The sequence below is a fragment of the Pseudomonas sp. FW305-7 genome, assembly GCF_058786735.1.
Genome location: NZ_JBYSZA010000021.1, coordinates 88,466 through 103,393 on the forward strand (window position 1 = coordinate 88,466; position 14,928 = coordinate 103,393).

A 14,928-nucleotide genomic window follows, 5' to 3' on the forward strand; every position below is an offset into this window, starting at 1 on the left:
AACAGAGGTGTTGAATGTGATGGCCTCATCGCGGGCAAGCCCGCTCCCACAGGGATAGTAGTGATCTTTAGAGGGCGGGGGCGGGCAGGGCTGGCGGCGGGGCGAAGTCGAACGGCGCCAAGGCATACCCGCTCTCATCGACCTGCAACGCCCAGCCCTGACGATCCCAATCCCCCAGCACAATCCGTTTCGCCGCTTGCTCACCGAGCTGCAGCTTATGGATCGCCGGACGATGGGTGTGCCCGTGGATCAAGGTTTTCACGCCGAACTCCTGCATGATCCGCGGGATTTCCTCAGGCGTGACATCAACAATGTCATTGGCCTTCATCCGCGTCTGCGCCCGGCTTTCGCTGCGCAGCTTGCGCGCCAGTTTGTGCCGGGTGCTCAGCGGCAGGTGCCGCAGGATAAACAGGGTGATCGGGTTGCGCAGATAGCGCCGCAGCTTCATATAGCCAACGTCGCGAGTGCACAGGCTGTCGCCGTGCATCAACAGCACTGGCTCGCCGTAAAACTGCACGACACTCGGGTCCTTCAACAGTGTGCAGCCGGCCTGTTTACAAAAGGCCTTGCCGAGCATGAAGTCGCGATTGCCGTGCATCAGAAAAATCGCCGTGCCGCTGTCGCTCAATTGGCGCAGGGCCTGGCAGATGGAACGCTGGAAGGGCGTCATGGCATCGTCGCCAATCCACGCCTCGAAAAAGTCGCCCAGAATGTACAACGCACTCGCCGAGCGGGCGCGTCCGGCGAGCAAATCCAGAAACGCCCGGGTAATGTCCGGGCGCTCCTCTTCCAGATGCAAGTCTGAAATCAGCAGTATCACGCTTCGATGATCTCGGCTTTCTCGATGATCACGTCGTCTGCTGGTACGTCCTGGTGGCCTGCTTTGGACGTGGTGGAAACGCCTTCGATCTTGTCGACAACGTCAGTGCCTGCAACCACTTTGCCGAATACGGCATAACCCCAACCCTGAGCGGTTTTGGCGGTGTGGTTGAGGAAGCTGTTGTCGGTGGCGTTGATGAAGAACTGCGCCGATGCCGAATGCGGCTCCATGGTGCGAGCCATGGCCAGGGTGTACTTCTCGTTCTTCAGACCGTTGTCAGCTTCGTTCTGAATGCTTGGGCTCTTGTCTTTCTTTTCCTTCATGCCAGGCTCGAAACCGCCGCCCTGGATCATGAAGCCCTTGATCACACGGTGGAACACAACGTTCTCGTAGTGACCCTTTTTGACGTACTCGATGAAGTTGGCCACGGTGATCGGGGCTTTCTCGGCGTTCAGTTCGATGACGATGTCACCGAAGTTGGTGGTCAGTTTGACTTGAGTCATGGTCATTACTCTTTATAAGGAATTCGTGGTTTTGGAGCGCCAGGCCCCGCAACCGGTTCAGCCTGCATCGGCCAAGGTGCGCAGTTTAGCGTGACAGGCGCGAATTTCGAGGCTGTTTTTCAAATCCCGGCGATTAAATGCGCTCCTTTATAGGCCGTGCTCTGTCAGCCCCTTGACAGCATCGGCTATGATAGCGGCTTTGTTTTGTCTGGCCCCCCTTTGCGGCCGCGCACATGTAAGTCAAGGATCCTATGAGCAAGCCCACTGTCGACCCTACCTCGAATGCCAAGTCCGGCCCTGCCGTGCCGGTCAATTTCCTGCGGCCGATCATCCAGGCAGACCTGGACTCGGGCAAGCACACCCAGATCGTCACCCGTTTCCCGCCTGAGCCAAACGGCTATCTGCACATCGGCCACGCCAAGTCGATCTGCGTGAACTTCGGCCTGGCCCAGGAGTTCGGCGGCGTCACGCACCTGCGTTTCGACGACACCAACCCGGCCAAGGAAGACCAGGAATACATCGACGCGATCGAAAGCGACGTCAAATGGCTGGGCTTCGAATGGTCCGGCGAAGTGCGCTACGCCTCGCAGTATTTCGACCAGTTGCACGACTGGGCGGTGGAGCTGATCAAGGCTGGCAAGGCCTACGTCGACGACCTGACCCCTGAGCAGGCCAAGGAATACCGTGGCAGCCTGACCGAGCCGGGCAAGAACAGCCCGTTCCGCGACCGTTCGGTTGAAGAGAACCTCGACTGGTTCGCCCGCATGCGCGCCGGTGAGTTCCCGGACGGCGCCCGCGTGCTGCGCGCGAAGATCGACATGGCCTCGCCGAACATGAACCTGCGCGACCCGATCATGTACCGCATCCGCCACGCCCATCACCACCAGACCGGTGACAAGTGGTGCATCTACCCGAACTACGACTTCACCCACGGTCAGTCGGACGCCATCGAAGGCATCACCCATTCGATCTGCACCCTGGAGTTCGAAAGCCATCGTCCGCTGTACGAGTGGTTCCTCGACGCACTGCCAGTGCCGGCGCACCCGCGTCAGTACGAGTTCAGCCGTCTGAACCTCAACTACACCATCACCAGCAAGCGCAAGCTCAAGCAGCTTGTGGACGAGAAACACGTCAATGGCTGGGACGACCCGCGCATGTCGACGCTGTCGGGCTTCCGCCGCCGTGGCTACACGCCGGCGTCGATCCGCAACTTCTGCGACATGATCGGCACTAACCGTTCCGACGGTGTGGTCGACTTCGGCATGCTCGAGTTCAGCATCCGTCAGGACCTGGACGCGAACGCCCCGCGCGCCATGTGCGTGCTGCGTCCGTTGAAAGTCGTGATCACCAACTACCCGGAAGATAAGGTCGACAACCTCGAACTGCCACGTCATCCGCAGAAAGAAGAACTCGGCGTGCGCAAGCTGCCGTTCGCCCGTGAAATCTACATCGACCGCGATGACTTCATGGAAGAGCCGCCAAAGGGCTACAAGCGTCTGGAGCCGAATGGCGAAGTGCGTCTGCGCGGCAGCTACGTGATCCGTGCCGACGAAGCGATCAAGGACGCCGACGGCAACATCGTCGAACTGCGTTGCTCGTACGACCCGGACACCCTCGGCAAGAACCCTGAAGGCCGCAAGGTCAAAGGCGTGATCCACTGGGTGCCGGCCGCCGCCAGCGTCGAGTGCGAAGTGCGTCTGTACGATCGCCTGTTCCGTTCTCCGAATCCGGAGAAGGCCGAAGACAGCGCCAGTTTCCTCGACAACATCAACCCTGACTCACTGCAAGTGCTGACCGGTTGTCGTGCAGAACCCTCGCTGGGCAATGCACAGCCGGAAGACCGTTTCCAGTTCGAGCGCGAAGGCTACTTCGTTGCGGATATCAAGGACTCGAAACCAGGTCAGCCGGTATTCAACCGTACCGTGACCCTGCGTGATTCGTGGGGCCAGTGATTCAGCGTCAAGGAAATTAAAAGTGCTGACGATTTACAACACGCTCACCAAGAGCAAAGAAGTCTTCAAGCCGCTCGATGGCAACAATGTGCGCATGTACGTCTGCGGGATGACCGTCTACGATTACTGCCACATTGGCCACGGCCGCAGCATGGTTGCGTTCGACCTGGTGACCCGCTGGTTGCGATTCAGCGGTTACAACCTGACCTACGTGCGCAACATCACCGATATTGAAGACAAGATCATCAATCGCGCCCGCGAAAACGGCGAGCCGTACGACGCACTGACCGAGCGCATGATCACGGCGATGCACGAGGACGAGGCGCGCCTCAACATCCTCAAGCCGGACATGGAACCGCGTGCCACCGACCATATTCCGGGCATGCTGAACATGATCCAGACGCTGATCGACAAGGGTTACGCCTACGCCCCGGGCAATGGCGACGTGTACTACCGCGTCGCCAAGTTCATGGGCTACGGCAAACTGTCGCGCAAGAAGATCGAAGACCTTCGCATCGGTGCGCGGATCGAAGTCGACGAAGCCAAGCAGGATCCGTTGGACTTCGTGCTGTGGAAAGCCACCAAGCCGGGCGAGCCAAGCTGGGAATCGCCATGGGGCGCCGGGCGTCCGGGCTGGCACATCGAGTGCTCGGTGATGTCCACCTGCTGCCTCGGCGAGACCTTCGACATTCATGGCGGCGGCAGCGACCTGGAGTTCCCGCACCACGAAAACGAAATCGCCCAGAGCGAAGCGGCCACTGGCAAGACCTACGCCAACGCGTGGATGCATTGCGGCATGATCCGTATCAATGGCGAGAAGATGTCCAAGTCCCTGAACAACTTCTTCACCATTCGCGACGTGCTCGACAAGTACCACCCGGAAGTCGTGCGTTACCTGCTGGTGTCGAGCCACTACCGCAGCGCGATCAACTACTCGGAAGACAACCTCAAGGACGCCAAAGGCGCACTCGAGCGTTTCTACCACGCGTTGAAAGGCCTGCCGAGCGTTGCGCCGGCTGGCGGCGAAGCGTTCGTCGAGCGTTTCACCACGGTGATGAACGACGACTTCGGCACGCCGGAAGCCTGCGCCGTGCTGTTTGAGATGGTGCGTGAGATCAACCGTCTGCGTGAGAGCGATCTCGACGCGGCGGCCGGTCTGGCGGCACGTCTGAAAGAGCTGGCCAGTGTGCTGGGTGTGTTGCAGCTTGAGGCTGACGACTTCCTGCAAGCGGGCGCTGAAGGGCGTGTCGATGCGGCTGAGGTTGATGCGCTGATTGCTGCGCGTCTGGCGGCTCGGGCGGGTAAGGATTGGGCTGAGTCCGACCGTATTCGTGATCAGCTCACGGTGATGGGGGTTGTGCTGGAAGACGGCAAGGGTGGGACTACCTGGCGTCTGGCTGACTGAGAACCGTACTTGTTACAGACAAAACCCGCCTTGTGCGGGTTTTTGTTTGGCTGCGAGAAAAGCCCCTCACCCTAACCCTCTCCCAGAGGGAGAGGGGACCGAATGGGGGATGCTCAAGTAATACGCCGACCTGAACGTGCTGCACCGAATCCATAATCGACTGGTTCTTTCAGGTCGCTGCATCACGTCAGACACCTCGGTCAGCTCCCTCTCCCTCCGGGAGAGGGCTGGGGTGAGGGTTGCTTTTGATGTTCGCGTAGGTCTTGATGTCGGCAACGCGTTCAGCGGGATGCTGAGCAGCGACGATTCTGGAAGGGAGACACCATGGCTAATCACTATCGCGAACTGCTAACAACGCCCGGCGCCACGGGGTTAGTGCTCGCGAGTTCCATTGCGCGGTTGCCGCAGGCAATGATCGGCATTGGCATCATCACCATGCTGGTTGAGCAAACCGGTGTGTACTGGCTGGCCGGTGCCGTCGCCGGTACGTTCACCCTCGCCAATGCGCTGCTCGGCCCGCACATCTCGAAACGGGTCGATCAACATGGCCAGAGTCGCGTGCTGCCTGTCGTCACGGCGTTCAGCATTGGCATGTTGCTGGCGCTGATCATCGCCGTCTATTTGCGTGCACCCGCCGCGTTGCTCTTCGTTCTGGCCGCGCTGGCGGGGACGATGCCGAGCATGCCGTCGATGATCCGCGCGCGCTGGACGCAGTTGTTCCGGGGCAAACCGCAATTGCATACGGCGTTCTCGCTGGACACGGTTCTCACCGAAATGGCTTACATCGTCGGTCCGCCGCTGGCGATCGGCTTGAGCGTGAGTTTTTTCGCCGAGGCCGGGCCACTGGTCGCGGTCGGGTTGCTGGCCGTCGGAGTGACGGCGTTCCTCCTGCAACGCCAGACGGAACCCAAGGTTGTCGTGGGCCAGGCCAGCCATGGCGGCTCGACCTTGCTGATCCCCGGCGTTCGCACCATTGTCCTCGCGTTGTTGGCGATGGGCGTTATCGGTGGAGCAATCGATGTTGCCGTCGTGGCGTTCGCCAATGCGCAAGGCTGGCCAGCGTCGGCGACCTTTATCCTTGCCGCCTATGCGTTCGGTTCACTGGTGGCGGGCCTGACGTTCGGCGCGATGAGGGTTTCGCTGGCGATCGAAAAACAGTTCCTGATCGGGATCCTGGTCACGGCGTTCACCGGCGTGTTGCCGATTTTTGCGGCGGATGTTTACGTCCTGTCAGGGACGCTGTTTATTGCCGGCATTTCGTTTGCGCCAACGATGGTCGTGGTCATGAAGCTGGGGACGATCATCATCCCGCCGTCGCGGATCACCGAAGGGCTGACGTGGATGACCACCGGCATCAGCATCGGCGTTGCGCTGGGCGGTATGCTGGCGGGGTTGGTCATCGATGCATACGGCGCGCGAGTGGGATTCGGCGTGGCGATTGGCGCAGGGTTGATGATGGTGGTGGTCGTACTGGTGGGGTTGCGCACATTGGAGGCGGCTTCGGCTGTGCAGGTCGATCCGGAATTTTTGCCCTCACCCTAGCCCTCTCCCCCAGGAGAGGGGACTGAATGGGGGATGCTCACGAGATACACCGACCTGAGTGATTTGCGCCGAATCCATAATCGCCACGATGTTTCAGGTCGATGTCCAGCGCCAGACACCTCGGTCAGCTCCCTCTCCTGGAGGAGAGGGATAGGCGGGCGGCGTTCCGATGAGGGGAGTGGGGTTCACTCAACCTTCAATCTGCCGCAACCGCTTGTAAAGCGTATTCCGACTCACCCCCAACCGCCGCGCCAGATGCGAAATATTCCCCCCGGCCAATTGCAGTTCGCGGTTCAATGCCTCGCTATCATTTAAATCAATCCCAAGCGGCGCGCAGGTCTCAACCGGCTCCATCTCCAGATCAACAAAAAAGTCATCCGGCAAATGCTCCGGCCGCACTGGTTGTTCCTCGGCCATGGCCAGCGCCACTTGCATCACACTGCTGACCTGACGCAAATTCCCCGGCCACGGATGACGGCCAAACAGCTCCAGCACTTCACGGCTCAACCCTGCCCATTGCGTCGGTTCACGATGCTGTTCCCACAGTCGTTTAAACAACGCTTCTTTATCACTGCGCTCCCTAAGCGGCGGCAGTTCCAGAGTCAGTCCGCCAATGCGGTAATAAAGATCCTCACGAAACCGCCCCAATTGCACCTGTTCCCTCAAAGAGCGGTTGGTCGCCGAGATAATCCGCAAATCCACCGCGAACAACTCGCTGCTGCCCACCGGTTGCACGCAACGTTCCTGCAGCACCCGCAATAACCGCGCCTGGGTCGGCAATGGCATGTCGCCGATTTCATCGAGGAACAGCGTGCCTTTGTCAGCCTTGCGAATCAGGCCGATGCTGCCTTTCTGGTTGGCGCCGGTGAACGCGCCTTTCTCGTAGCCAAATAGCTCAGACTCCACCAGTTCAGCGGGGATCGCCGCGCAATTGACGGCGATAAATGCCTGTTTGCTCCGTGAGCTGGCCTGATGCAGGGCTTTGACGAACACTTCCTTGCCGACCCCGGTTTCGCCGTGAATCAACAGGGGAATGTCTTTCTCCAGTAAGCGCTCAGCCTGGCGCACGGCTTTTTCCACGCGGCTGTCGCCAAAGTGCAGGGTATTGAGACTGATCGCCGTCGGCGCGGCGGGTTTGGCCTCAGTAACAAATACCCGCGCTTGAATCGGCGCCTGTTTCGGCCGCTTCAACAGACACTGAAAGCGGTTACGACCGGAGGTCTGCAAGGCAAACGGCAAACCGTCCGGCTGATTGATCAACTCCAGCAACGACACCTTGAACAGACTCTCGACGCTGACCCGCGACAAGCGCACACCGAGCAGATTGTCCGCCCGCCGATTCGCCGACAGCACCTGGCCGCTCTCATCAAAGATCAGCAATCCGGCCCACTGACTGTCGAGGTTGTTCAATCCGGTGTTGAAGGTCAGTTGAAAATGTTGGCCATGGAACAGGTTGAGGATCAGCCGGTTCTCCACGGTCTGGCTCATCATCTTGACCATGCCCAAAGTGTGCGAGGGCGGCAGATAGCTGTCGCTGGACACATCAAGCACCGCAATCACCTTGCGCTCGGCGTCGAAAATCGGCGCGGCGGAGCCGGTCATGAAGCGGTTGGCCTTGAGAAAATGCTCATCGTGTTCAATGTGCACCGCCTGCTCACAGGCCAGCGCAGTGCCGATCGCATTGGTACCGCTGGCGCGTTCGATCCAGCTCGCCCCCGGCTGAAAACCCCGGGCCAGACTCGGCTCGATAAAGCGTTGTGTGCCCCATGAGGTCAACACCTGGCCCTGATTGTCGGCGAGCATGATCAGGCAGTTGGAATTGCTCAGGATGTTTTCGTAGTAGGGCAGGACTTCCTGGTGGGTGGTCTGCACCAGCGAGTGATGGCTATCGAGCAGGTGCGCGATGCCGGCGGCGGGCAGTTGATCAAAGGCCGGAGTGCTTTGGTGGTCGAGGCCGAAGGCGCGGCAACGTTGCCAGGAACTCTGGACGAGGGCGTCGTGGGACAGCGGCGGGGCAGGTGCGGCCATGGCAATGGGCCTCTGATGCAGCGATTTTTATTGTTGTTATGGGCCCAATCTTTGAAACCTGCACAGATCAATTGTAGGAGTGAGCCTGCTCGCGATAGCGGTGTGTCAGTCAGTGCAAATATGTCTGATAGACCGCTATCGCGAGCAGGCTCACTCCTACAGGTGATCTGTGTTCACAAAAATCCGGGCAAAAAGCGTTCATAGAGTGTTGTTCACTATTGTTCATTGTCAATCGCCCACTGTTCAAATGTGTTCAGCATTGAACGCCGTTTCCCTGCGCTTTCAGCGATTTTTACGACAAATCAACAGCTTGCCATTTCTGGCACGAAAGTCGCTCCAGTGCACAGGTCGCTTGACTCCAATAATAAAAAGGCCGAGCCATGTCACTCACCCTGGAGCACGTCTGCCGTACCGTCGAAGGCCAGACCTGGATCGACGATGCATGCCTGAAATTCGAACCCGGTTCCTTCAACGTTTTGCTCGGCCGCACCCTGTCCGGCAAAACCAGTCTGATGCGTTTGATGGCCGGTCTGGACAAACCCGACAGCGGCCGCATCCTGATGAACGGCGTCGACGTCACCCAGCGGCCGGTGCGTTTGCGCAACGTGTCGATGGTCTATCAGCAGTTCATCAACTACCCGACCATGACCGTGTTCGAAAACATCGCCTCGCCGTTGCGGCAGGCCGGTGTCTCAAAAGAGATTATCCACAGCAAGGTGCAGGAAACCGCGAAGATGCTGCGCATCGAGAAGTTTCTGCACCGCTATCCGCTGGAACTCTCCGGCGGCCAGCAACAGCGCACCGCCATGGCCCGCGCGCTGGTCAAGGATGCCGAACTGATCCTGTTCGACGAGCCGCTGGTCAACCTCGATTACAAACTGCGCGAAGAACTGCGCCAGGAAATGCGCGAGCTGTTCAAGCTGCGCCACACCATCGCCATCTACGCCACCACCGAGCCCAACGAAGCGCTGGCACTCGGTGGCACCACGACCATTCTTCATGAAGGCCGGGTGATCCAGAGCGGCCCGTCGACCGAGGTTTATCACCAGCCGCAATCGGTACTGGCGGCGGAATTGTTCTCCGAGCCACCGATCAACCTGATGCCCGGGCGCATCGCCGGCAATGAAGTCAGCTTCGCCAACTTCGTGCACTTCCCGTTGAACGTCGATTTGCGTCCGGTGGGCGAGGGTGAGTTCCGTTTCGGCGTACGCCCGAGCCACATCTCGCTGGTGCCGAGCAACGATGACGATCTGGAATTGGCGGTGACCGTTGAAGTCGCCGAGATCAGCGGATCGGAAACTTTCCTGCACGTGCGCAACGAGCATTTCCTGCTGGTGCTGCACCTGCCCGGTGTTCACGAATACGACGTCGATGCGCCGATCCGCATTTACATCCCGACCCACAAACTGTTCGTTTTCGATGCGCAGGGCCGTCTGGTGCAAGCACCGGGCCGGCGCGTCGCGAGGGTTGCCTGATGGCCGAAATCCGTTTGCAGCACCTCGCCCACAGCTACAGCAAAACCCCGAGCGGCGCGGAGGATTACGCGATCCGCGAGATGGACCACGTCTGGGAGCAGGGCGGCGCCTATGCCTTGCTCGGCCCGTCGGGCTGCGGCAAGTCGACCTTGCTCAACATCATTTCCGGCCTGCTCAGCCCCTCGCAGGGCCACGTGTTGTTCGACGGCAAAGCGGTCAACGACCTGACGCCGGAGAAGCGCAACATCGCCCAGGTTTTTCAGTTTCCGGTGGTCTACGACACCATGACCGTGTTCGACAACCTCGCCTTCCCTCTGCGCAATCAAGGCATGGCCGAGGCGAAAGTGCACAGCAAGGTGCAGGAAATTGCCGAGGTTCTCGATCTGCAAAGCCTGCTGAGCAAAAAGGCCCGTAACCTCACCGCCGATGAAAAACAGAAAGTCTCCATGGGCCGTGGTCTGGTCCGTGACGACGTTTCGGCAATCCTCTTTGATGAACCGCTGACGGTGATCGACCCGCACCTGAAGTGGAAACTGCGGCGCAAGCTCAAGCAGATACACGAGCAGTTCAACATCACCATGGTCTACGTCACCCACGATCAGCTGGAGGCTTCGACCTTCGCCGACAAGATCGCGGTGATGTACGGCGGCCAGATCGTCCAGTTCGGCACCCCACGGGAATTGTTTGAGCGGCCGAGCCACACGTTTGTCGGCTACTTCATCGGCAGCCCCGGCATGAACCTGATCGAAGTGCAGCCGCAGCCCGGCGGCGTCGGTTTCGCCTCGACCCACCTGCCGTTGTCCGACGCCTTGCAGCGGCATATCGAACACGGCCAGTGGAAAAATCTGAAGGTCGGTATCCGCCCGGAATTTATTCATGTGTGGGACGAGCCGTTTGACGACGCGATGCAGGCCAGGGTCGTACACGTCGAAGACCTCGGCACCTACAAGATCATGACCCTCGACCTCGACGGCGCGCCGTTGAAAGTGCGCCTGGCTGAAGACAAACCGGTGCCGCAGGGCACGGCGTACATCAGTTTTCCGGCGCAGTGGCTGATGGTCTATGCCGATGAGTTTCTGCTCGAAGCCCCTGAAGAAAACGAGGTGCAGCCATGAACAAGGTGCAGAACAACAAGGCCTGGTGGCTGGTGTTGCCGGTGTTTCTGCTGGTGGCGTTCAGTGCGGTGATCCCGATGATGACCGTGGTCAACTATTCGGTGCAGGACATCTTCGACCAGTCCAGCCGCTACTTCGTCGGCGCCGACTGGTACAAGCAAGTGCTGCTCGATCCGCGTCTGCATGACTCGCTGCTGCGCCAGTTCATCTACTCGGCCTGCGTCTTGTTGATCGAAATCCCGCTGGGCATCGCCGTCGCTCTGACCATGCCGACCAAGGGCCGCTGGTCGTCGCTGGTGCTGATCATTCTGGCGATTCCGCTGCTGATTCCGTGGAACGTGGTCGGCACCATTTGGCAGATCTTTGGCCGCGCTGACATCGGCCTGCTCGGTTCCAGTCTTAATGCGCTGGGCATCAGCTACAACTATGCGGCCAACACCATGGACGCTTGGGTCACGGTGCTGGTGATGGACGTCTGGCACTGGACTTCACTGGTGGCGCTGCTGTGCTTCTCCGGGCTACGGGCGATTCCCGACGTGTATTACCAGGCCGCGCGCATCGATCGGGCCTCGGCCTGGGCGGTGTTCCGCCACATTCAGTTGCCCAAGTTGAAGAGCGTGCTGCTGATCGCGGTGATGCTGCGCTTCATGGACAGTTTCATGATCTATACCGAGCCGTTCGTGCTCACCGGCGGCGGGCCGGGCAATGCCACGACCTTCTTGAGTCAGACGTTGACGCAGATGGCTGTAGGGCAATTCGACCTCGGTCCGGCAGCGGCGTTTTCGCTGGTGTACTTCCTGATCATCCTGTTGGTGTCCTGGCTGTTCTACACCGCCATGACGCACTCCGACGCCAACCGCTGAGGCCCGGCCATGAGCAAAAGAAAGCTTATTCCGTTGCTGGTGTACATCCTGTTCCTGCTGGTGCCGATCTACTGGCTGCTGAACATGTCCTTCAAGAGCAACACCGAAATCCTCGGCGGCCTGACGCTGTTTCCGCAGGATTTCACGCTGGCGAACTACAAGGTGATCTTCACCGATCCGAGCTGGTACACCGGTTATCTCAACTCGCTGTATTACGTGAGTTTGAACACGGTGATCTCGCTGAGCGTGGCGCTGCCGGCAGCCTATGCGTTTTCCCGCTATCGTTTTCTCGGCGACAAGCATTTGTTCTTCTGGCTGCTGACCAACCGCATGGCGCCACCGGCGGTGTTTCTGCTGCCGTTTTTCCAGTTGTATTCGTCGATTGGTTTGTTCGACACGCACATCGCCGTTGCGCTGGCGCACTGCCTGTTCAACGTGCCGTTGGCGGTGTGGATTCTCGAAGGTTTCATGTCCGGGGTGCCGAAGGAAATTGACGAAACCGCCTACATTGATGGCTACAGTTTTCCCAAGTTCTTCGTGAAGATTTTCATCCCGCTGATCGGTTCCGGCATCGGTGTCACGGCGTTTTTCTGCTTCATGTTTTCCTGGGTCGAACTGTTGCTCGCGCGCACGTTGACCTCGGTCAGCGCCAAACCGATTGCTGCGGTGATGACGCGCACGGTGTCGGCGTCGGGGATCGACTGGGGCGTGCTGGCGGCAGCGGGGGTGTTGACCATCCTGCCGGGCATGCTGGTGATCTGGTTTGTGCGCAACCACGTGGCCAAGGGCTTTGCCCTCGGTCGAGTCTGAGGAACTGATGATGGAATGGATGAGCTGGACCACCCCGACAGCGGGGTTCTTCATCGCCATTGGTCTGCTGCTGGTGGGCATGACCACGTGGGAATTGCGCTCGCCGAGCATCCTGCGGCGAGGTTTTCTGCCGATTGCCACCACCCGTGGCGATCGCTTGTTTATCGGTCTTCTCGGCAGCGCCTACCTGCATTTGCTGGTCATCGGCGCCACCGACTGGAGCATCTGGGTGGCGTCCGCGTTGTCCCTGGTGTGGCTGTTGGCTGTGATGCGTTGGGGCTAGTCGAATCGATCGGCAACCGTGCTCCGAAATCCTAAACAGGAGGTCTCTATGTTCGACAAAAACAATAAGCTGCGACATAGCATTTCATTGGCAGCCATGCTGGCACTCAGCGGTTTGAGCGCCGCCGCGTGGGCTGATGCCTACGAAGACGCGGCAAAAAAATGGATCGGCAGTGAATTCAAACCGTCGACCCTGACGGCCGATCAGCAACTCGAAGAATTGAAGTGGTTCATCAAGGCCGCCGAGCCGTTTCGCGGGATGGAAATCAAAGTGGTTTCCGAGACCCTGACCACCCACGAATACGAGTCGAAAGTGCTGGCCAAGGCCTTCACCGAAATCACCGGGATCAAGCTCACCCACGACCTACTGCAAGAAGGCGACGTGGTCGAAAAAATGCAGACGGTGATGCAGTCCGACAAGAATATCTATGACGGCTGGGTCAACGACTCGGACCTGATCGGTACGCACTTTCGCTACGGCAAGACCGAATCGATCACCGACCTGATGGCCAACGAAGGCAAGAACTTCACCTCACCGACCCTCGATATCAAGGACTTCATCGGGATCTCGTTCACCACCGCGCCGGACGGCAAGATCTATCAACTGCCCGATCAGCAGTTCGCCAACCTCTACTGGTTCCGCGCCGACTGGTTCGAGCGCGCCGACCTGAAAGCCAAGTTCAAGGAAAAGTACGGCTACGAATTGGGCGTGCCAGTGAACTGGTCGGCCTATGAAGACATCGCCAAATTCTTCAGCGAAGACGTCAAGGAAATCGACGGCAAGCGCGTCTACGGGCACATGGACTACGGCAAGAAAGACCCGTCGCTGGGCTGGCGCTTCACCGATGCGTGGTTCTCCATGGCCGGTGGCGGCGACAAGGGCCTGCCCAACGGTTTGCCGGTGGACGAGTGGGGGATTCGCGTCGAGGACTGCCACCCGGTCGGCTCCAGCGTGACCCGCGGTGGTGACACCAACGGTCCGGCGGCAGTGTTTGCCACGCAGAAATACGTCGACTGGCTCAAGGCCTACGCGCCACCGGAAGCGGCGGGCATGACCTTCTCTGAGTCCGGCCCGGTGCCGTCGCAGGGCAACATCGCTCAGCAAATCTTCTGGTACACCGCGTTCACCGCCGACATGACCAAACCGGGCCTGCCGGTGGTGAATGCCGACGGCACGCCGAAGTGGCGGATGGCGCCGTCGCCGCGCGGGCCGTATTGGGAAGAGGGCATGAAGCTCGGGTATCAGGACGTGGGTTCGTGGACGTTCATGAAGTCCACGCCTGAGAAACAGAAGCTTGCGGCGTGGCTGTACGCGCAGTTCGTCACCTCGAAAACCGTATCGCTGAAGAAAACCATCGTCGGCCTGACGCCGATCCGCGAGTCGGACATCAACTCGCAGGCGATGACCGATCTGGCACCGAAACTCGGTGGCCTGGTCGAGTTCTACCGCAGCCCGGCCCGCGTGCAATGGACCCCGACCGGGACCAACGTGCCGGACTACCCGCGTCTGGCGCAACTGTGGTGGAGCCACATCGCCGAAGCGGCCAGCGGCGAGAAAACCCCGCAACAGGCGCTGGATGGCTTGGCCAAGGATCAGGACGCGATCATGACGCGCCTGGAACGCTCCAAGGCCCAGGCCACTTGTGCGCCGAAGATGAACCCGGAACGCGATGCGCAATACTGGTTTGACCAGCCGGGCGCACCGAAACCGAAACTGGCCAACGAGAAGCCGAAGGGCGAGACGGTGAGCTATAACGAGTTGCTGAAATCCTGGGCGGATGCTCGGAAGTAAAGGCTGAACTGTGAAAAGAGAACGGCACCGCAAGGTGCCGTTTTCATTTGTACCTGATCCACCGGAATCGCTGGCAAGCCAGCTCCCACAGGCTTCTGTGATGTTCACAAACTCCGGGCACGCCGCAGATCACTGTGGGAGCTGGCTTGCCAGCGATTCGGTCTGACATTCCACACTGATATCGACCGACCCGCCGCCATCGCTGGCAAGCCAGCTCCCACAATTTTCTGTGGTGGTCACATATTCCGCATACACCGCAAATCACTGTAGGAGTGAGCCTGCTCGCGATGAGGGCCTGACTTTCGACATCGACGTTGAATGACAGTCCGCTATCGCGAGCG

The 14,928-nt window shown here is 59.5% G+C and carries 12 protein-coding genes; 9 read left to right on the plus strand and 3 right to left on the minus strand.

The window, feature by feature from the left end; translation table 11 throughout:
• Positions 1-67 precede the first annotated feature (67 nt).
• Both lpxH and AC3WMT_RS22535 read right to left on the minus strand, forming a co-directional pair.
• Entirely contained in the window at positions 68-820 is a 753-nt protein-coding gene (lpxH, locus tag AC3WMT_RS22530) for a UDP-2,3-diacylglucosamine diphosphatase (protein WP_103305285.1), read from the minus strand.
• Positions 817-1,323 carry a peptidylprolyl isomerase gene (locus AC3WMT_RS22535; RefSeq protein ID WP_103305286.1) on the minus strand — a complete coding sequence of 169 codons (507 nt, stop codon included), beginning with the start codon at positions 1,321-1,323 and terminating at the stop codon, positions 817-819. The genes lpxH and AC3WMT_RS22535 overlap by 4 nt, the downstream gene beginning before the upstream one ends.
• A 251-nt stretch (positions 1,324-1,574) precedes the next feature.
• On the opposite strand from AC3WMT_RS22535, the gene AC3WMT_RS22540 reads away from it, so the two are divergent.
• The 3 genes from AC3WMT_RS22540 to AC3WMT_RS22550 all read left to right on the plus strand — a co-directional run bounded on the left by AC3WMT_RS22540 (position 1,575) and on the right by AC3WMT_RS22550 (position 6,222).
• Positions 1,575-3,275: a glutamine--tRNA ligase/YqeY domain fusion protein gene (locus tag AC3WMT_RS22540; RefSeq protein WP_103305287.1), complete on the plus strand. Its 1,701-nt coding sequence runs from the start codon at positions 1,575-1,577 to the stop codon at positions 3,273-3,275.
• A 22-nt stretch (positions 3,276-3,297) separates the two neighbouring features.
• Entirely contained in the window at positions 3,298-4,680 is a 1,383-nt protein-coding gene (cysS, locus tag AC3WMT_RS22545) for a cysteine--tRNA ligase (protein ID WP_103305288.1), read from the plus strand.
• Positions 4,681-5,004: 324 nt separating this feature from the next.
• Entirely contained in the window at positions 5,005-6,222 is a 1,218-nt protein-coding gene (locus tag AC3WMT_RS22550; protein WP_103305289.1) for an MFS transporter, read from the plus strand.
• A 189-nt stretch (positions 6,223-6,411) separates the two neighbouring features.
• Here AC3WMT_RS22550 and AC3WMT_RS22555 read toward each other — a convergent pair whose 3' ends face one another.
• Entirely contained in the window at positions 6,412-8,250 is a 1,839-nt protein-coding gene (locus AC3WMT_RS22555; RefSeq protein ID WP_103305290.1) for a sigma-54-dependent Fis family transcriptional regulator, read from the minus strand.
• Positions 8,251-8,630: 380 nt separating this feature from the next.
• Here AC3WMT_RS22555 and AC3WMT_RS22560 point away from each other — a divergent pair, with 380 nt between their 5' ends.
• Genes AC3WMT_RS22560 through AC3WMT_RS22585 form a run of 6 tightly spaced genes read left to right on the plus strand, consistent with a single transcriptional unit; the run spans position 8,631 to position 14,587 of the window.
• Positions 8,631-9,725, plus strand: coding sequence for an ABC transporter ATP-binding protein (locus AC3WMT_RS22560; protein WP_103305291.1), 1,095 nt, complete (start codon positions 8,631-8,633; stop codon positions 9,723-9,725).
• Positions 9,725-10,840, plus strand: a complete 1,116-nt coding sequence (locus AC3WMT_RS22565) for an ABC transporter ATP-binding protein (RefSeq protein ID WP_103305292.1) — start codon at positions 9,725-9,727, stop codon at positions 10,838-10,840. Before AC3WMT_RS22560 ends, AC3WMT_RS22565 begins: the two co-directional genes overlap by 1 nt.
• Positions 10,837-11,703, plus strand: a complete 867-nt coding sequence (locus AC3WMT_RS22570; protein WP_103305293.1) for a carbohydrate ABC transporter permease — start codon at positions 10,837-10,839, stop codon at positions 11,701-11,703. The genes AC3WMT_RS22565 and AC3WMT_RS22570 overlap by 4 nt, the downstream gene beginning before the upstream one ends.
• A gap of 9 nt (positions 11,704-11,712) precedes the next feature.
• Positions 11,713-12,513 carry a carbohydrate ABC transporter permease gene (locus AC3WMT_RS22575; protein WP_103305294.1) on the plus strand — a complete coding sequence of 267 codons (801 nt, stop codon included), beginning with the start codon at positions 11,713-11,715 and terminating at the stop codon, positions 12,511-12,513.
• Between the two features lie 10 nt (positions 12,514-12,523).
• The gene (locus tag AC3WMT_RS22580; RefSeq protein ID WP_103305295.1) at positions 12,524-12,796 is read left to right on the plus strand and encodes a DUF2160 domain-containing protein; all 273 of its coding nucleotides are present in this window, start codon (positions 12,524-12,526) and stop codon (positions 12,794-12,796) included.
• Positions 12,797-12,844: 48 nt separating this feature from the next.
• Positions 12,845-14,587: an ABC transporter substrate-binding protein gene (locus tag AC3WMT_RS22585; RefSeq protein WP_103305296.1), complete on the plus strand. Its 1,743-nt coding sequence runs from the start codon at positions 12,845-12,847 to the stop codon at positions 14,585-14,587.
• Positions 14,588-14,928: the final 341 nt, after the last annotated feature.

Bases quoted from the DNA above. Each gene is read 5' to 3' on its own strand.
- AC3WMT_RS22550 (WP_103305289.1), top strand. From the start codon at position 5,005: ATGGCTAATCACTATCGCGAACTGCTAACAACGCCCGGCGCCACGGGG.
- AC3WMT_RS22580 (WP_103305295.1), top strand. From the start codon at position 12,524: ATGGAATGGATGAGCTGGACCACCCCGACAGCGGGGTTCTTCATCGCC.
- AC3WMT_RS22555 (WP_103305290.1), bottom strand. From the start codon at position 8,250: ATGGCCGCACCTGCCCCGCCGCTGTCCCACGACGCCCTCGTCCAGAGT.
- AC3WMT_RS22565 (WP_103305292.1), top strand. From the start codon at position 9,725: ATGGCCGAAATCCGTTTGCAGCACCTCGCCCACAGCTACAGCAAAACC.
- AC3WMT_RS22535 (WP_103305286.1), bottom strand. From the start codon at position 1,323: ATGACTCAAGTCAAACTGACCACCAACTTCGGTGACATCGTCATCGAA.
- AC3WMT_RS22570 (WP_103305293.1), top strand. From the start codon at position 10,837: ATGAACAAGGTGCAGAACAACAAGGCCTGGTGGCTGGTGTTGCCGGTG.
- AC3WMT_RS22575 (WP_103305294.1), top strand. From the start codon at position 11,713: ATGAGCAAAAGAAAGCTTATTCCGTTGCTGGTGTACATCCTGTTCCTG.
- AC3WMT_RS22540 (WP_103305287.1), top strand. From the start codon at position 1,575: ATGAGCAAGCCCACTGTCGACCCTACCTCGAATGCCAAGTCCGGCCCT.
- AC3WMT_RS22585 (WP_103305296.1), top strand. From the start codon at position 12,845: ATGTTCGACAAAAACAATAAGCTGCGACATAGCATTTCATTGGCAGCC.
- AC3WMT_RS22560 (WP_103305291.1), top strand. From the start codon at position 8,631: ATGTCACTCACCCTGGAGCACGTCTGCCGTACCGTCGAAGGCCAGACC.